This is a genomic window from Acinetobacter sp. YH12128 (genome assembly GCF_013418655.1).
GTDB classification, from domain to species: domain Bacteria; phylum Pseudomonadota; class Gammaproteobacteria; order Pseudomonadales; family Moraxellaceae; genus Acinetobacter; species Acinetobacter amyesii.
Genome location: NZ_VPBO01000009.1, coordinates 92148 through 109669, shown reverse-complemented (window position 1 = coordinate 109669; position 17522 = coordinate 92148). Strand labels below are relative to the sequence as shown.

The 17522-nt window shown below is 43.5% G+C and carries 15 protein-coding genes; 9 read left to right on the top strand and 6 right to left on the bottom strand.

Going from position 1 to position 17522, the window contains the following annotated elements; translation table 11 throughout:
- Positions 1 to 8 precede the first annotated feature (8 nt).
- The 4 genes from FTU64_RS06760 to FTU64_RS06745 all read left to right on the top strand — a co-directional run bounded on the left by FTU64_RS06760 (position 9) and on the right by FTU64_RS06745 (position 4096).
- Positions 9 to 329 carry a proton-translocating transhydrogenase family protein gene (locus tag FTU64_RS06760; protein WP_078191287.1) on the top strand — a complete coding sequence of 107 codons (321 nt, stop codon included), beginning with the start codon at positions 9 to 11 and terminating at the stop codon, positions 327 to 329.
- A 3-nt stretch (positions 330 to 332) separates the two neighbouring features.
- On the top strand, positions 333 to 1787 hold the full coding sequence (locus FTU64_RS06755; protein ID WP_078191286.1) for an NAD(P)(+) transhydrogenase (Re/Si-specific) subunit beta: 1455 nt from the start codon (positions 333 to 335) through the stop codon (positions 1785 to 1787).
- 346 nt (positions 1788 to 2133) lie between these two features.
- On the top strand, positions 2134 to 3465 hold the full coding sequence (locus tag FTU64_RS06750; RefSeq protein WP_180059442.1) for an ammonium transporter: 1332 nt from the start codon (positions 2134 to 2136) through the stop codon (positions 3463 to 3465).
- Between the two features lie 13 nt (positions 3466 to 3478).
- On the top strand, positions 3479 to 4096 hold the full coding sequence (locus FTU64_RS06745; protein ID WP_180059441.1) for a hypothetical protein: 618 nt from the start codon (positions 3479 to 3481) through the stop codon (positions 4094 to 4096).
- A gap of 90 nt (positions 4097 to 4186) precedes the next feature.
- On the opposite strand, the gene rsfS is transcribed toward FTU64_RS06745, so the two are convergent.
- From rsfS to FTU64_RS06720, 5 genes are all read right to left on the bottom strand, one after another.
- Entirely contained in the window at positions 4187 to 4579 is a 393-nt protein-coding gene (rsfS, locus tag FTU64_RS06740; protein WP_180059440.1) for a ribosome silencing factor, read from the bottom strand.
- Between the two features lie 73 nt (positions 4580 to 4652).
- Positions 4653 to 5450: a hydroxypyruvate isomerase family protein gene (locus FTU64_RS06735; protein WP_078191282.1), complete on the bottom strand. Its 798-nt coding sequence runs from the start codon at positions 5448 to 5450 to the stop codon at positions 4653 to 4655.
- A gap of 42 nt (positions 5451 to 5492) precedes the next feature.
- Positions 5493 to 6362, bottom strand: a complete 870-nt coding sequence (locus FTU64_RS06730) for an NAD(P)-dependent oxidoreductase (protein ID WP_180059439.1) — start codon at positions 6360 to 6362, stop codon at positions 5493 to 5495.
- Between the two features lie 32 nt (positions 6363 to 6394).
- On the bottom strand, positions 6395 to 7183 hold the full coding sequence (locus FTU64_RS06725) for a crotonase/enoyl-CoA hydratase family protein (protein ID WP_180009005.1): 789 nt from the start codon (positions 7181 to 7183) through the stop codon (positions 6395 to 6397).
- A 111-nt stretch (positions 7184 to 7294) separates the two neighbouring features.
- A complete protein-coding gene (locus FTU64_RS06720) occupies positions 7295 to 10102 on the bottom strand; it encodes an ATP-binding protein (protein WP_180055879.1) in 2808 nt (935 codons plus the stop codon).
- Between the two features lie 153 nt (positions 10103 to 10255).
- On the opposite strand from FTU64_RS06720, the gene cysM reads away from it, so the two are divergent.
- The 5 genes from cysM (at position 10256) to FTU64_RS06695 (ending at position 16492) form a co-directional block, all read left to right on the top strand.
- Positions 10256 to 11176, top strand: coding sequence for a cysteine synthase CysM (gene cysM / locus FTU64_RS06715; protein ID WP_180055878.1), 921 nt, complete (start codon positions 10256 to 10258; stop codon positions 11174 to 11176).
- 32 nt (positions 11177 to 11208) lie between these two features.
- On the top strand, positions 11209 to 12027 hold the full coding sequence (locus FTU64_RS06710) for a 3'-5' exonuclease (RefSeq protein WP_078194185.1): 819 nt from the start codon (positions 11209 to 11211) through the stop codon (positions 12025 to 12027).
- Positions 12028 to 12033: 6 nt separating this feature from the next.
- Positions 12034 to 13431 carry a 23S rRNA (uracil(1939)-C(5))-methyltransferase RlmD gene (gene rlmD, locus FTU64_RS06705; RefSeq protein WP_180059438.1) on the top strand — a complete coding sequence of 466 codons (1398 nt, stop codon included), beginning with the start codon at positions 12034 to 12036 and terminating at the stop codon, positions 13429 to 13431.
- 24 nt (positions 13432 to 13455) lie between these two features.
- A complete protein-coding gene (locus FTU64_RS06700; RefSeq protein WP_078191275.1) occupies positions 13456 to 15762 on the top strand; it encodes a bifunctional (p)ppGpp synthetase/guanosine-3',5'-bis(diphosphate) 3'-pyrophosphohydrolase in 2307 nt (768 codons plus the stop codon).
- Positions 15763 to 15841: 79 nt separating this feature from the next.
- Positions 15842 to 16492, top strand: coding sequence for a hypothetical protein (locus tag FTU64_RS06695; RefSeq protein WP_180059437.1), 651 nt, complete (start codon positions 15842 to 15844; stop codon positions 16490 to 16492).
- 62 nt (positions 16493 to 16554) lie between these two features.
- Here the strand turns inward: FTU64_RS06695 and secF are convergent, their stop codons facing one another.
- Positions 16555 to 17517, bottom strand: coding sequence for a protein translocase subunit SecF (gene secF / locus FTU64_RS06690; protein WP_111885820.1), 963 nt, complete (start codon positions 17515 to 17517; stop codon positions 16555 to 16557).
- Positions 17518 to 17522: the final 5 nt, after the last annotated feature.

Sequence of the window (17522 nt, the reverse complement as noted above, 5' to 3'; positions counted from 1 at the left end):
GAATCATCATGGTTGAAACGATTACTATTTTTGTCTTGGCAATCTTTGTTGGTTACTACGTGGTTTGGGGGGTAACACCTGCGCTACACACACCATTAATGGCTGTAACCAATGCTTTGTCATCGATCATTATCGTTGGTGCGATGATTCAAACCGTTGGTATCCCAGGTATTGTGGATGCAAGCGTACAGTTCCAAAGCATTAACGTAGTGAGTATTTTAGGTGCGATTGCCGTTTTCCTAGCAAGTATCAACATTTTTGGTGGCTTTGCGGTGACTGCACGTATGCTTGAAATGTTCAAACCTAAGCAAAAGAAAAAAGAGGGTTAATCCATGGAATTCATTAAAGAATATGCGGATTGGTTCTACCTGATTGGTGCCGTTCTTTTTATCTTAACGTTGCGTGGTTTGTCTGGTCCAAAAACTGCGATTCAAGGTAACCGTTATGGCATGATCGCAATGGCAATTGCTGTAATTACTACATTCTTTGTCGCAGATCATCCAGTGATTTGGATGATTGTGGGTGCAATGGTGTTGGGTGCGGTCGTAGGTATTGCACGTGCAAAAACAGTTCCGATGACGCAAATGCCTGAAACTGTGGCACTGATGCACTCATTGGTCGGTTTGGCTGCGGTACTGATTGCGATCGCTGCGATTCTACATAACAACCAATTGACTGCGGCATTCGCGGAGAATGAAGCGGTATTAACAGCAGCGGGTGTAGAACATGCCCACATGAGCAAAGTTCATTTATTTGAATTGTTTGTAGGCTGTTTCGTTGGTGCGATTACATTCACAGCGTCGGTATTTGCTTACGGTAAATTGGCTGCGAAGAAATGGGCAAAAACCATTTCAGGTGGATGGGTAAAACCTGTTCAAGCCTTAATTTTCCTTGCGATGTTGGCGTGTGGTATCTACTTCTTCACTACAGGCAACATGAATGCTTTCTGGGCAATGACTGTTCTTGCACTTGCATTTGGTTGGGTATGGATTGCGCCAGTAGGCGGTGGTGATATGCCAGTGGTGGTATCGCTACTGAACTCGTTCTCAGGTTGGGCTGCAGCAGGGATTGGTTTCACGCTTGAAAACAACATGCTGATTGTTGCAGGTTCACTGGTTGGTTCATCGGGTGCGATTCTGTCTTACATCATGTGTAAAGCCATGAACCGTTCAATCATCAACGTCTTGTTTGGTGGTGCAATGGGTGGTACAGCAGTAGCGGCGGCGGATAATGGTGAAAAAGCACAGCGTAATCACCGTTCAGGTTCTGCAGACGATGCTGGCTTCTTGATGTCAAATGCGGATAGCGTTGTGATCGTACCGGGTTATGGTATGGCGCAAGGTCGTGCACAAAATGCCGTGAAAGAATTGTGTGAAATCTTAAAAGAGCAAGGTGTAAAAGTTCGTTTTGCGATTCACCCTGTGGCAGGTCGTATGCCGGGCCACATGAACGTACTTTTAGCTGAAGCTGACGTTGCATATGAAGACATTCTTGAAATGGATGAGATCAACTCTGACTTCCCTGCAACAGATGTAGTACTCGTGATTGGTGCGAATGACGTTGTGAACCCAGCGGCAAAAGACGATCCAAGTTCTCCAATTTACGGTATGCCAATCCTTGAAGCGCATAAAGCACGTACCATTATGGTGATCAAACGCTCTATGGCTACAGGCTACGCAGGTCTAGACAATGACTTGTTCTATAACGATAAAACGATGATGATCTTCGGTGATGCGAAGAAAGTTGTGGAAGATATGACAAAAGCCATTAATGGCGGTGGTCATTAATCCATATTGCCAAAGTCCCGCTGTGATAAAGCGGGATTGAGGAAGATTTAAACCACCTTCGGGTGGTTTTTTGTTTTCTTCGCTTTTATTTTCTTGGCTTTTGATTAATGAATGCTTCACACTAAAAGTGCACAAATATTTAGCGCATCAGGTGCTTGAATCAAATTGATGCGTGTTTTGAAACCAAGGTACAGATCGATGAGCTGTTTTGTTCCATTAAATTCGATCTCAGTGATTCAAAATATTGTCGCGAACTGGTTTTGTGACGCAATGCATTGAAAAATAATTAATTGTCTGAAATTTGGTATTCTTTTTGCACAGCATGGTTATTCTTGGGGGAATAATCATGAAAAAAACATACTTGATGGCACTGTTTCTGAGTGTCCTGACATCGACTGCATGGGCAGTTGACCCGCAAATCGCCAGTAATATTCAAGACATTCGTATTTCACTCGACAGTATTTGGGTGGTACTGGGTGGTATCTTGGTGTTCTTTATGCAAGCCGGATTTGCCATGATCGAAAGTGGTTCAGTTCGCAGTAAAAATACCGTGAACGTACTCATGAAAAACTACATGGATGCCTGCTTGGGTGGTCTGGTGTTTTGGCTGGTGGGTTTTGGTCTGATGTTTGGGGTTAATACCACGGGCTGGTTTGGCTTTAGTCATTTTGCACCCGATCAACTGGATGATTGGCAATGGAGCCTTCTATTTTTCCAAATGATGTTTGCTGCAACGGCAACCACTATTGCCAGTGGTGCGATGGCAGAGCGGATTCATTTTGTCGCTTATGTGGTGAGTGCGGCCGTTGTGTCAGGTCTGATTTATCCTGTCTTTGGTAGTTGGGCATGGGGCAGTTTATTTGGCGGAGACGGTTGGTTAAAAGCACTCGGGTTTATCGATTTTGCAGGTTCGACCGTGGTGCATTCGATGGGTGGCTGGGTGGCCTTAGCGGGCATTATCGTATTGGGTCCACGTTTGGGACGATTTGGACGCAATGGGCAAAGCCATTATTTACCGGGGCATAACTTACCTTTGGTAGCATTAGGCGGTTTTATTTTATGGTTAGCATGGTTTGGTTTTAATGCAGGCTCGACCATGAATGCCAATGTCAGCGTAGGACGTATTGCTTTAAATACGCATCTTGCGGCGTGTGCTGCCGTGGTTGCATATATGTTGCTCTGTCTCATCCGATCTAAAGCCATTTTGATCCGCAGTACGATCAATGCCTCACTGGGTGGCTTGGTTGCCATTACGGCAGGCTGTGCAACGATGTCTCCACTGTATGCGGTCATCACCGGTTTATGTGCAGGTGTGATGGTGACCTTCCTACCAATGCTCATGGAAAAAATGAAACTCGATGATGTGGTGGATGCGGTGACGGTACATGGTTTCTGTGGCGCATGGGGAACATTGGCTGCAGGGATCTTCCTTCAAAATAATATGTTTAATGGCGATGTCATCGCGATACAAGGGCTTGGAGTGATTGCAGCCTTTTTATGGGGCTTTGGCGTTGCGTTCATTGTATTTAAGGTCTTGGACAAATTGTTGGGTGGCTTACGGGTGAGTAAGCAACATGAACAACGTGGTTTGGACTATACCGAACATGCTGAATTGTCTTATCCCGAGTTTCAAAAAGATGTGACTTTTGAAACGGATGATATGACCAAGCGTCATTAACAGGAGTAAAGCAATGAGTACCGAACTGTTGAATTTGGCACAACGCCGCGAAGCTTTAGAAAAAGGCTTACAACAATTTATTCATGGGACTTTACTCGACAGTGCGCTACGGCACTGGGAACAGCAGTACAGCATGAAACCGTCATTTGTCTTAAATCGCTTCTTAAATGATATCTGTACCACAGAGGAGCTTCGCTTTTATCGTAAAGATATGCTGAAGCAAGTTTTGTATGAGTTATCTACCTTAGAAAAGCAGGAACTGTTATGTGCTGAAAAACCACAGGAGCAGGTGCAAGAAGACGAGCTCATTGCAGAGACCATTAGCGAAGCTTTTTTAGGCTTTATCGAGTCAGTCATGCTGACGGTGAAATCTACAGATCAGGCTGATTTCACCCAAGATGTGATTGAGCAATTAGAAGAAATCGGGCTGGCAATTGCGGCAAATGCACAAATAAATACGGCGAGTTTTGTCGAGTTTTTGCCCTTGACCAGTTATGCCAAAGTTTTAACGAGCATTTATGAAGTGTATTGTGACTTTTATGGCCCGATGCGTGCAGACCAAGTTTATGCACAAACCAAGCTGAAAATAAAAGCCAATTATCCTGAGGTGGATTTACATCAACTGGTTTAGTGCCGGGGGAAACACCATGAAGCTGATTGTCCGTGTATGAAATCAAGGGATAAAAAAAGCGACCTAATTAGGTCGCTTTTTTCTGGAAGCTTAAGCTACAGTTTCTGGAGCTGTACGCCATAAGCTTTCTAAATCATAGAATTTACGTGCTGTAGGTAACATCACATGTACCACTACAAAACCGAGATCAATCAGGATCCATTCTGCATCACGTTCGCCTTCAACACCGATAGGGCGGAATCCAGCTTTACGTGCTTCTTCTGCCACGTTGTCTGCAAGAGACTTAATGTGACGAGTTGAAGTACCGCTCGCAATAACAATCGCATCTGCTACGTTGCTGATTGCTTTGATATCAAGTTCAACAATATCTTTGGCTTTTACATCTTCAAGTGCTTTACGTACAACAGCTAAACAAGCTTGTACATCTTTGATATTTGCGAGATCGAGAGAATTAGAAGCGCTGGGCGATGGTTCTAAATTCATAGAGGGTATGATTTCCTGACAATTTTACATGGTCTAATATAGCGGTTTTGTTGCTGAATTTCAAATCAACACGTCATTGACCATTGGCTAAATGAGGGAAGTATTTGTCTTTCCACGCAAAAGAATGTGATGAGTTGCTTCGTGGTCGGTATTCAGCCGCGATGTAACCTGTATATTGGCTTTGATCTAACCATTTAAAAATCTCTGCAAATGGAATCTGCGCTGAGTCAGGTTCATGTCGCCCCGGACAGTCAGCAAACTGTATGTGACCGATATCCTGAATATTTTCTGCCAAAGTACTGAGAATATCTTCACCCATCATCGCCATGTGGTAGCAGTCATATTGCATCTTCAAAGTAGAGTGTTGTACAGCTTCAAGCATTTCCTGAGCTTGGGCAATATTTTGGACCAAAAAGCGCGGCATATCAGTGCCATTAATCATTTCAAATACCGGTTGAATATGATGTTCAGACAACATGTGGCACGCCAGTTTGAGGTTGCTCGACAAGGTATTTAAACATGGGAGCAAGTCAGCATCTTGTGGCTGTTTGCCGGCTAAAATATTGACACTCGGTACATTTAACGCAGTGGCATAGCGAATGCATTGTTCTAAGGCTTGATGAAATTGATTTTCACGCCCCGGAACTCCCGCAAGACCATCGCCGCCTTGCATCAAATCACCCGCAGGGACATTAATTAAACACAGGCTTAAATCATTGATAGTGAGCTGGGTTTGGATTTGCTCAATACTCAGCTCATACGGAAACTGAATTTCTACATGCTTAAAACCGTGTTCACGAGCCAACGCAAAACGCTCTAACAATGGCACTTCGGTAAAAATCATGGATAAATTAACCGCGAGCTGAGTCATGTATATCGTCCTTGAAGCAATTTACTTCTAAAGTGAAAGTCGTTAGTTATGTTCGACATGTTGAATGATGGTGGCTAAATCTTTTTCTGCAAAACCATTGTCCTGATGGGCTTTGAGTTGCGATAAAGCAAGGCTGGCAACAGGGATGCTTAATTCAAACTGGGCAGCCAGTTGGACTGCATTATTCAGGTCTTTAGATAAAGTTTGAACTTTCCATTGCACGGGCTCGAACTGATGCGTTGCCATACGTGGAGTTAAAATCTGAAAAGGCTTTGAGTCTGCAAATCCACCAGCAAGTGCTGGTGCTAATAACGTGGTGTCTACACCTGATTTCTCGGCTAATGCGACGGCTTCTGCGATTAACGTGCTATTGGCAGCGACGATCAGCTGATTACAAATTTTGGTGGCTTGACCTGTACCTGAGTCGCCCATGCGGGTAACACGTTGTGATAAAACATTGTAGATCAGACTCAAATCTTGAATCGTTTGAGCATCACCGCCGGCAAAGATGACCAAAGTGCCTTGCTCAGCGCCTGCTGTGCCCCCCGAAACAGGAGAGTCAATCCAAGTGACTTGTTTCAACGTTGCAGCATGAGCCAATTGATGAGTTTGATTCACAGAAAGACTCGAGAAGTCGACAATAATTTGTCCTGCCGCTAAATGATTTTCGATGCTTGCATACACCGCGGCAACAACAGCATCATCTGCGAGACAAGATAAAACCACAGGATAATGGGCAATCTTCTCCAATTGAAGCGCTGTCGCGCCAATCGCAATCAACTCATCACACGCAGCAGCAGTTCTGTTCCACACCGCAACTTCAAATCCTGCCTGAATGAGGCGCGTGGCCATGCGGCTACCCATCAGCCCCATACCTAAAAATGCAATTTTTGTATTACGATCAAACGCCATGTGCTGTACTCAATCTATCCTGTGTGACTATTTTACTTATATTGGCGTGGTAAAAACTGAACCTCAGGGTTCTTGTCTTTTTTACGTGCCAATTGGCTGTTTTTGCCGAGCAGTAATTTTAATTGCCAGATTTTTTCTAAGCGTAAAGATCGTTTTGGACTATGTTCCATGGCATCTAAGACTTGTTTTGCTGCTGCCAAAGCATCTGGAGAACGTTGTGATAATTCTTCGGCTAACTGCTGCGCCTGAAGCAAAGGTTGTTCATTTAAATGTGTCACCAATCCAATTTCCTTGGCATATTCTGCGTCAAAAATACGTGCTGTAAGGGTTAATTCTTTGGCTAAATCCAGTCCAATCACACCTTTGAGTGAGCGGGTTAAGCCCATATCAGGGACTAAGCCCCAACGACTTTCCATAATCGACATTTGCGTTTTCGGGTGGGCAATACGGATATCGGCAGCCAAGGCAAGTTGCATGCCTGCACCAAAGCAAAAGCCTTCAAGTGCGGCAATCACCGGCACAGGAAGTTGCTGCCAAATCAGAAAAGCTTTTTGAAATAAACTTTGACCGGGTTTTAACAGTTCCCATGCAGCATAGGCACGATTTTTCGGATCATTTAGGTCAGCCAAATCAATGCCAGCACTAAATACATTGGCTTCACCGGTTAAAATGACACAGCGTAAGCTACGATCTTTTTTTAATTTTTCAGCGGTGCTGACCAATTCTTTGAGCAATGCAAAGCTCATTGCATTACGTTTTTCTGGACGGTTTAAGTAAACCGTTGCAATGCCATTATTTTTTTCTACACGTAATAAAGCCATGGTAATTACTCTTGTTGTTTCTGCGCCCGAGCATAGCATGCACCCTGATAGGATACATGACAGTGCAGTCACAACAGAAGCTGGACGGCACTGACTTTAGTCGGACTGTGCTTAATTATTTTGTTTGGCTAAGATTTGTTGAGCTGCGTGTTCAACTTGAGCCATGACATTTTTTAACTCATCAAAACGGTTCAGGGTTTCTTGGACAAAAGCGTCATCTGCTTTACGGCGTTCCTTACGTAAGGTCGAAACAAATTGCTCAAATTGACCTGAAACCTCTTGGAGGGTTGGAGCGCCCACATAGCGGGTTGCGCCATAAAGCCGATGTAGTACATGCTCTAATTGTGGAAAATCTTCATCTTCTATGAGCTGTGCCATTTCATGGGTTTCTTGCTCAAAGCTATCGACGAGCATTTTCAGTAAATCGACCGCAAGGTCTTCTTTATTCGCGGCCAACTGCAAGCTTTGCTGCCAATCTAAAATACTTGGCTCTAGAGCTTCAATCACCGAACTGCGCTCTAAAACCGGTACTTTCTTAAAGTTATCGGTAGTCCATTGAGTCAAGATTTGAATAATTTGATCCATTTGAATGGGCTTGGTGACATAGTCATCCATACCACTTTGCAGAAGCTTTTGTTTTTCATCAGAGAGCGCATGTGCCGTCAAAGCGATGATAGGAAGGCGCTTATGATTTTCAAAGGTCGACTCAAGTGATCGAATGGCACGCGTGGTATCAACACCTGACATCACAGGCATTTGAATATCCATAAAGATGAGGTCAAAAGCTGCCAAACCTTGCTCTTGGCGAGCTTGAATGATTTCAATGGCTTCTTGTCCACTTAAAGCCTTGGTGGTTTTCACATTCAGCTCAGAGAGCAGGGCTTCAAGTACAATCAGGTTTGGTAAATGGTCGTCGACAGCCAAAATGTGCAGACCTTGACCATTAAATTCTTCATGTTGCTCATGATCAAACCACGGCTCATTACTCAACAACTGAATCAGCGCTGTACGGCTGAGGGGTTGATGCAATGGGCGAGCACGGTACTCGTTCAACATGTTTGGATCGAGCATCATTTGGTAGCCATAAACCGCTAAGTTACCGCTATAACGATGACGAATTTCTTTCAGTAAAGCTTCGGAGTCACCACTATGATCGACGATCAACCAGGTATTTTCGTTGGTTTGCAACTGATTGAGTCGGCTAAATAAATCTAGGATTGACTGCGTTTCAATATGTTCAACATCATAATTTTCTAAGTAATGACGCAGGACATTGGCGGTTGCTGGATGTGCTAAGTAGGAAACGACTTGTAGATTGCTAAATTGTGGATGCACAATTTCAATTTCTTCATCGACCACAAAGCGCGCAGTAAACCAGAAGGTTGAACCTTTTTCCGTTGGGGCACGTTCTTGGTTATCTTCAAAACCAATTTGTCCATGCATTAGGCTGACCAATTGTTTGGAGATGGCAAGACCTAAACCTGTACCGCCAAATTGACGGGTCACAGATGCATCACCTTGTGAGAAGGATTCAAACAGTTTCTTGCGGTCAGTACCGCTTAGGCCGATACCACTGTCTTGGACACTAAAGTGCAGCAGACATTGACCGATGTCATCATGCTCCATACGGACACGGACAATAATTTCACCATCTGGAGTGAATTTAATCGCATTTGAAATTAAGTTGGTCAAAATTTGTTTGAAGCGAAGGGCATCACCAACCACAAATTTCGGCACATTGTCCGCATAGTAGAAGGTCATATCGATGTGCTTTTGTGCTGCCAATGGTGACAACATATCCATCACATCAAAGACGGCTTCTTCTAAGTCAAATTGCGCAGTTTCAAGTTCTAATTTACCTGCATCAATTTTGGAGAAATCAAGCACATCATTAATTAAAGCCAATAAGTGCGCAGAAGATTTACGAATCGTTTGTAGATATAAATTTTGTTCATTACTGAGGTTGCCTTGGCGCAGTAAAAGATGAATAAAGCCATCAATACTGTTGAGTGGCGTGCGCAGTTCATGGGAAATATTGGCCAAGAACACCGACTTCGACTGATTGGCATGGATTGCTTGGTCACGTGCTTGACGATAGGTAATATTTTGCACTTCTAAAGTATCAAGCGTGCGTCTTAAGTCATCTTCCGTTTGTTCGGTATGTTCACGCAGTTCTAAAAAGCTGAAATGTAAGCGTTTAACCACATTGGCAATATCACGCTGTAATAAACGGAGCTCGCCAGTACTGTTAATGATCATGTGCTGATCTAGAGTATCGGCATTTAAACGTTGTAACTGCATGCGAATTTCGTACATTGGTGCGATCCAACGACGTGAATAAAAATTCAAACACAGCAAAAGTAATAAGAGTGTCAATAAACCTGTTGCAATCAACACGATTAACACGCGATAGCGGGCAATTTGCAGCGGTTGATTATCCAGTTCAATGCTTAACCATGCCGGCGTCTGGGTTGAATCTGAAATTTTCAGGGCATAAACATGGTTACCCTGATGTGGAATTGGTCCAATAAAAGATGCTTTACTCTCAAAAGCAGGCCAAATAGCTTGATCTTGAAAGCCAATGCTCAGGCGGTTATTGCCTTTGAAATCTATAATCGCAGCACGAATCAAATGTTTTTCGTTCAACATGCTTTGCATGGCATTACGAGCTTGATCAAACTGCCACGGATAATGGTTGAGTAACTCTATGGCAGATTCTGACGTGGGTTGATAGCGCGTCAGGATCGCGACAGCCATTTGTTTTTGTTGTGCTTTGGCTGCATTGGAGGTTTCTGTTATTACCAACATTGCACCGACACAGGCCAAAATGGTGATCGGCACGAAAATAAGTGCAATCAACTGACCATAGGCATGATTTAAGTGTAGGCGTTTAAAAAGCTTTTTGTTGATATTTGACATGGTTTAAGCAGTTTATTCCTTATGCCCCGAATATTAGCATGGATTATTTAAAACTGATTGCGCTTTAATTACTTTCGCGAAAAAGCGAGGCAAATGGGTGCAGGCAAAGGCATTTTTTCATACAATAGGCGCACCTCGATATAGGTGTGAATAATGAGTAATACAACCCCTGATTTTCAAGCAGACGATTTTTTATTAGACCATTACGTCGGCAACACGCCGTTAGTGCGTTTACAGCGTCTGGCAAGTCATACTCAAGCAACAGTATTAGCCAAGTTAGAAGGCAATAACCCAGCGGGTTCGGTCAAAGATCGCCCTGCATATAACATGATTATGCAAGCGGAAAAGCGTGGTCAGATTAAACTGGGTGATACGTTGATTGAAGCGACGAGCGGAAATACGGGGATTGCTTTAGCCATGGTTGCAGCAATGCGTGGCTATAAAATGACTTTGATCATGCCCGCAAGTTCTAGCCAAGAGCGTAAAGATGCCATGCGTGCCTACGGTGCTGAACTGATCGAATCAGAAAACATGGAAGAAGCACGTGATCTTGCCCTTCAAATGGAAAAAGACGGCAAAGGTTTAGTCCTAAACCAGTTTGGTAACCCAGACAATGTGGAAGCACATTACCTTACTACTGGGCCTGAAATTTGGAAACAAACAGGTGGTAAAATTACACATTTCGTCAGCTCAATGGGAACCACCGGGACCATTATGGGGATTTCGAAATATTTAAAAGAACAAAATCCGGATATTCAAATTGTTGGTTTACAACCGTCTGAAGGTTCAAACATTGCCGGTATTCGCCGTTGGCCACAAGAATATCTTCCTACGATTTTTGACCCTTCACGTGTTGATCGCATTATGGATATTCCGCAAATTGAAGCGGAAAAAACAGCTCGTCGTTTAGCACGTACAGAAGGTATCAGTGCAGGTACCTCATCGGGTGGTGCGGTATGGGCTTCAGTTAAATTGGCTGAAGAAAATCCGGATGCCGTGATTGTTTGCATCGTATGTGACCGTGGTGACCGATACTTGTCTACTGGTCTATTCTCTGTTGTTGATCCTGAATAATTACAGTGGCCGATCGGCACTGGTGAGTACTTATGCGTTTACCTGTTTTAATTTTTGATATCGAAACACTGACAGATTTGAAGTCAGGTGCGCATTTGTATGGACTGGATCTGCCTGAGGTGGATCTAGATGCTGCGCTGACTAAACTGCGTCGCCAAGAGGCGGGCACGGATTTTCAGCGTTTGGCCTTGCATGAAATTGTCTGTATCTCTGGACTATGGATTGATGAAAAGGGCATGAAGTTGTTTTCATTTAGCCGTGAAGACAATAGCGAAGCTGAAATTTTAAAAAAATTCGTTTCTATTTTTGAAAAGCGTCATCCGACCTTGGTCAGTTGGAACGGTTCACAGTTTGATTTGCCTGTGATTTTGTTCCGTGCCATGTATCACGGACTATCTGCACCAAGTTTGTTCGATCAGGGAGAGATTGATACGCAAAAGCGCTATAATAACTACCAGAATCGTTATCATCATCGTCATGTAGATTTGATGGATGTCATGGCCATGTTCCATGGTCGTCATTTTCAAAAACTTGACGATGCAGCACATTTACTTGGTTTCCCTGGTAAACGTGGTGATGGTGGCTACCATGTGCCTGAATATGTACGTGAACAACAGTGGACTGAACTGACCAGCTACTGTGAAGGCGATGTGCTCAATACATGGTTGATTTATTTACGCTGGCTGTTGCTGAAAGGGCAGTTATTATTGAATGATCATCAGCACTTGATTCAAAGTACGATTCAATATTTACAAACTCAGCCGCAACACGCTGACTTTTTATTGGTATGGCAGCAAACCTCGCAACGTACCGAATTCACCCAATCTGATTTCCCATCTTCCACACATTAGGTACGCATGAAACACAAAGCCAAACCCCAAAAAGCCCAACAACCCATTTATACATTTCAGGTTGAATCGCTTTCACATGAGGGGCGAGGCATAGCGCACTTTGGGACGCATCCAGATCATCCTGCAGAAAAACACGGTAAGAAAGTCTTTATCCGTTATGCCTTGCCGGGTGAAACCGTGCGTGCGCGTATTACCAATGTCGTTAAGCGCCTTGAAGAAGCAGACAGTCTGGAGTTGCTGAGTGAAGAGTCTACACTACGAGTAAAACCGGCCTGCCCACATTATGGGGTCTGCGGTGGTTGTAGCATGCAACATATCCATCCCGACGAGCAAATTCGTTTAAAACAAGATGTTTTACAATCACATTTGCAACATTTTGCCGGCATTCAGCCTGATCAATGGTTAGCTCCGTTACGTTCATTGCGTGAAGATTACCGTCGCAAAGCACGTATCGGTGTGCGTTACCTACCTGCAAAAGATAAGCTCGTGGTCGGCTTTCGTGAGAGCCAGTCAAATAAACTGACTTCGATTGACCGTTGTATGGTGTTGGATCGTGAGTTTGGCTCAATCACCACACTCAAACAATTGTTACAAAGTCTGCAAGGTAAAGCAGATATTGGGCATATTGAACTGGCCATGGGAGATCAAGAAATTGCCCTCCTGATTCGTCATACGGCGGAACTTTGCGCGGAAGATGTCAACCAATTAGTAAAATTTGCGTTACATAAAGAGTGGCAACTGTACTTACAACCTGAAGGGCCAGACAGCTTACATCGCGTGGATTATCCCGATGCACCGATGCGTCTGCACTATGGTCTAAGTGACTTTGGTGTGGAATTTGGCTTTAATCCTCAAGACTTCACACAAGTGAATTCCACGATTAATCCGCAAATGGTGAAACTGGCATGTGAATTGCTTCAGTTACAACAAGGTGAGCGAGTTCTAGATCTGTTTTGTGGTTTAGGAAACTTTTCTTTACCACTTGCTCAATGTGTGGGTTCAACGGGTCAAGTCGTTGCAGTTGAAGGGAGTGAAGAAATGGTTCAGCGTGGTGCAGAAAATGCACAAAACAATGGCCTTTCGCAACTGAAATTTTATTCACAAGATTTAACAAAAGATTTTTCGCATCATTCTTGGGCAAAACAAGGATTTGATGCATTATTGATAGACCCACCACGTTCTGGTGCAGAAGAAATAATGCGTTATGTGCCCAAATTTGGTGCAAAAAGAATCGTTTATGTGTCATGTAATCCTGCAACACTAGCACGCGATGCTGGAATGCTGGTACAACAAGGCTACCGTTTGAAAAAAGCGGGTGTCATGGACATGTTTACCCATACAGGGCATGTCGAATCGATTGCTTTGTTCGAAAAAGAAAATCAGATAAACGATCAAAAGTTATGAAGCGTAGAAAACTAGGAGTAGGGTATGGTCACAGTACGTGAACAATTACCTGGACGTCTCAATGAGTTGTCACAGGAAACGACTGTAGAACATGCCGAGCAAGCACAGCATGATCTAGCTGAATGGCTAGAACGTGTGAGTGGCATGTTTGACGGGGCTCCTCTAAAGCAACTCGAAGAAGTTGCACATCTGACCTTACAGAATGAACTTGAAACAACGGTCAACCATCGCTCAAATACCTTCTATACCGGTATTGAAATGGCGGATATTCTTGCTCATCTGTATGCGGATGAAGATACGTTATCAGCAGCCATGCTGTATCGAAGTGTTCGTGAAGGCGTAACCAGTTTAGAAGAAGTCCAAAGCAAATTTGGCGATCAAGTGCATGCTTTGGTGAAAGGCACGCTTGCCATGGGTAAGTTGTCTGACCTGATTGAGCAAAATAAACGTTTAGAAGATCATTTTAATAATAACCAGCGTGAACATTTGACTGGCATTTATAAAATGCTGATTTCGGTGACCGAAGATGTTCGCGTTGTATTAATCAAACTTTCTGAACGTACCTATGCATTACGTGAGTTAGCGCATTCAACCAAAGAGCGTCAAGAGCGTGTCGCACGAGAAATTTTAACCATTTACTCGCCGCTCGCGCACCGTTTAGGGATTGCACAGCTTAAGTGGGAGCTTGAAGATCTCGCTTTCCGTTATCTAGCACCTGAACGTTATAAAGAAATTGCATCCTTACTAAATGAAAAACGTTTAGAGCGTGAACAATATATTCAGTTCGTAACAGAAAAGTTGCGTAAAGAACTGTTAGATCATGGCATTGAGGCCGAGATTAATGGTCGGGTTAAACACATTTATTCGATTTATCGAAAAATGAAGAGTAAGAACCTGAGCTTTGATCAGCTTTATGACATTCGAGCGGTTCGTGTTTTGGTGGATAATGTACCTGAGTGTTATCATACACTGGGGATCGTTCATCAGATTTGGCGTCATATTCCGCATCAGTTCGATGATTATATTACCAACCCGAAAGCCAATGGTTATCGCTCACTGCACACGGCCGTGATTGCAGAGAACAAATCTTTAGAAGTGCAAATTCGTACGCACAATATGCACGAAGAAGCTGAACTCGGGGTGTGTTCGCACTTTAACTATAAAGAAGGCTCTAAAACCACAGATTATTCATTTAATCATCGCTTACATTCTTTGCGTGCAGTGCTTGAACATTATCAAGAACGAAATGATGCCAGCGCACATAAAGAAGATGAAGATTCTGAAAACTTCGAACAAATCCAAGAGTTTGAAGATTTTGAGAAAATCTATGTGTTTAGTCGTGACGGTGATATCAAAGAATTACCACGCGGTTCGACTGTGCTCGACTTTGCCTATCATGTGCATACTGAAGTGGGTAACAAGTGCTATGCAGCACGGGTGAACCAACGTTATGTGCCTCTAACCTATACCCTAAAAACTGGGGAGCAGGTCGAGATTTTAACCAAGAAAGATCGTGAACCGAACCGAGATTGGTTGGTGAACTCGCTGGGTTATATCAAGACGGCTCGTGCACGTGACAAGTTGCGTCATTGGTTCCGTCAGCAAGACCGTAGTAAAAACTTGGAAGTGGGACGTGAGATTCTGAATAAAGAATTGTCACGTTTGGCGATTCACCCGAAAAGTATCGATTTGAATGATTACTGCAATCATTTTAATGTGAAATTGGGTGAAGATATATTGATTGGCTTGGTGAGTGGTGACATTAGCTTACATGCCTTAATCAATCAGGTTAACCGTCATATGCACCTCGATCAGGATGAGCCTGAACTGGTGTTAAAACCGACCTTGAACCCACGTGCAAGTCATACGCTTTCGGCGCATGGTATTTTGATTGATGGTCTGGACAATGTAGAACTACACATTGCTCAATGTTGTCAGCCTGTGCATGGTGAATCGATTGCTGGTTATATCACGCTGAATCGTGGCGTGAGTATCCATAAGGTCGCATGTCCGGATTATATCCGTATGATTGGACAAGAGCCTGAACGTGCCGTTGAAGCAGATTGGGAAATGCAGCCAACCCGTGGTCAAAGTGTACAAATCGTGGTGGAAGCTTATGACCGTCGTGGTTTACTCAAAGATTTGACTCAAGTGATTTTCTCAGACCAAATCAACATTCGTCAGGTGAATACGATTTCGGAAAGTGATGGTATTGCCAATATGAAGCTGTTGATTGAAGTGAAGGGCTTGGCGCAGTTGTCGAAACTGTTGGCACGTCTAGAGCAACAACCAGGCATTATCAGCGCACGTCGCTTGGTACAAGGTAGCTAAAAATAAAGCTGTATAAAAAACCCGCTGCGTGCGGGTTTTTTATTATATTGGGGGAGAGAAATTATAAAATTGAATGCTTATGCTGCCTTCAGAGCTTTTTGAAAAGCGTCGACAGAATCTAACACAAGCCATTGACCACTGGGTGGCAACAGGCTCTTTTAAAAATGGCAAAGCCGTGTGTGAACATTTTGGCTTAGCAGTTCCTTTAATTTCCCAATTATTAAATAGTCATCGGCAGATTGGAGAGAAATTTGCACGTGAGTTAGAGTCACAATTGGGACTCATTAAGGGAAGTTTAGATAATGAGGTTCAGTTTATAGAACAAGACAAGTGCACTGAGGAGCAAGCAAGCTTGGTCCTTTTTGAAATGCAGGTGGTTGAGACACAGGCATTTTCATTAAAACCGATTTCAAATAATGCATCTCAATATTCAGCATTATTTAAAAACACTCAAGGCTTATATTTTATTCGCATCACAGCGTCGTATTATGCCCCTGTATTACAAGAGGGTTGGCTTGTGGTCTGTGATGAAAGGCGAGGAGTGGAGAGATCGGATCTAGCCTGTGTATATTTGCGGAATGGCTTAAATCTTATTTTAAACGTGATACAGCAAACAGATGACACGTGGCAATTTGCAAGTCTAGACCAAAAACGACAGGTGGAATTCCTGCAATCCGATATTGAAAAATTACATCCTATTATTGCGATCTTACCTAGCTCATTTATTTAACGTAGTCGCATAAAAAAACCCATCCGAAGATGGGTTTTGATTTGAACTATAAGTCGAAAAGCTTAAGGAATCTCTTCTTCTTCAAATTCAGGCTTCACTTGTACAATGAAGTCTTGACGGTTCAGGCCACGCCATAACGCGAAGGCTGTACCAATGTAAATTGATGAATATGTACCCACAAATACACCAACAAACATTGCAACAGAGAACCATTTCAGACCATCACCGCCCAGTACCATCATCGCTACAACAACCAGTAACAGTGTCATAGAGGTGTGAATGGTACGGCGAAGTGTTTCAGTCAAAGCACTGTTCACAACTTCAAGAGGTTCAGCACCGCGAATCTTACGGAAGTTTTCACGAATACGGTCAGATACAACGATGTTATCGTTGAGCGAGAAGCCGATAATCGCGAGTAGCGCAGCCAAAACTGTTAAGTCAAACGGCCACTGCATCATAGCAAAGATACCAATGGTCACCACGATATCGTGGAATAAAGACAGTACAGCGCCCATCGCAAGTTTGAACTCAAAGCGAATAGTGACATAAACCAGCATGAGCAGTAGGGCAAGACCAACAGCGCCCGCAGAACGCACGTAGAGTTCATTACCGACTTGACCACCAACCACATCAACTTTATGTACTTCTGCTTTATTGCCTGGCAATTGAGCGGCAGTCGTAATGGCTTTGGTTAGGTCTTCAGCTTCAATGTCTTTTTGAACTGGCATACGAACCATCAGGTCGCGGTCAGATCCTAAGGTTTGTACCACAGGGTCTTTAAAACCAGCTTTTGTCAGCGCTGAGCTCACATCGGTAGATTTTACTGGTTGACTATAGTTCAACTCTGCTGCCACACCGCCAGTAAAGTCCAAACCGAGGTTTAGACCTTTGGTGCAAATAAAAAAGATACTTGCGAGCGTTAAAATAATCGATATCAAGGCTGCCGGTTTGGCAATCTTCATAAACGGAATAATGCGCTCGTTGTCCGGACGGCCGTATTGTTTCGGTTGAGTATTTTCAGTCATCTTAG

Coding starts and splice junctions, on each gene's coding strand:
- FTU64_RS06695 (WP_180059437.1), top strand. CDS start 15,842: ATGCTGCCTTCAGAGCTTTTTGAAAAGCGTCGACAGAATCTAACACAA.
- FTU64_RS06755 (WP_078191286.1), top strand. CDS start 333: ATGGAATTCATTAAAGAATATGCGGATTGGTTCTACCTGATTGGTGCC.
- FTU64_RS06725 (WP_180009005.1), bottom strand. CDS start 7,183: ATGGCTTTATTACGTGTAGAAAAAAATAATGGCATTGCAACGGTTTAC.
- cysM (WP_180055878.1), top strand. CDS start 10,256: ATGAGTAATACAACCCCTGATTTTCAAGCAGACGATTTTTTATTAGAC.
- rlmD (WP_180059438.1), top strand. CDS start 12,034: ATGAAACACAAAGCCAAACCCCAAAAAGCCCAACAACCCATTTATACA.
- FTU64_RS06745 (WP_180059441.1), top strand. CDS start 3,479: ATGAGTACCGAACTGTTGAATTTGGCACAACGCCGCGAAGCTTTAGAA.
- FTU64_RS06700 (WP_078191275.1), top strand. CDS start 13,456: ATGGTCACAGTACGTGAACAATTACCTGGACGTCTCAATGAGTTGTCA.
- FTU64_RS06720 (WP_180055879.1), bottom strand. CDS start 10,102: ATGTCAAATATCAACAAAAAGCTTTTTAAACGCCTACACTTAAATCAT.
- FTU64_RS06735 (WP_078191282.1), bottom strand. CDS start 5,450: ATGACTCAGCTCGCGGTTAATTTATCCATGATTTTTACCGAAGTGCCA.
- FTU64_RS06760 (WP_078191287.1), top strand. CDS start 9: ATGGTTGAAACGATTACTATTTTTGTCTTGGCAATCTTTGTTGGTTAC.
- secF (WP_111885820.1), bottom strand. CDS start 17,517: ATGACTGAAAATACTCAACCGAAACAATACGGCCGTCCGGACAACGAG.
- rsfS (WP_180059440.1), bottom strand. CDS start 4,579: ATGAATTTAGAACCATCGCCCAGCGCTTCTAATTCTCTCGATCTCGCA.
- FTU64_RS06730 (WP_180059439.1), bottom strand. CDS start 6,362: ATGGCGTTTGATCGTAATACAAAAATTGCATTTTTAGGTATGGGGCTG.
- FTU64_RS06750 (WP_180059442.1), top strand. CDS start 2,134: ATGAAAAAAACATACTTGATGGCACTGTTTCTGAGTGTCCTGACATCG.
- FTU64_RS06710 (WP_078194185.1), top strand. CDS start 11,209: ATGCGTTTACCTGTTTTAATTTTTGATATCGAAACACTGACAGATTTG.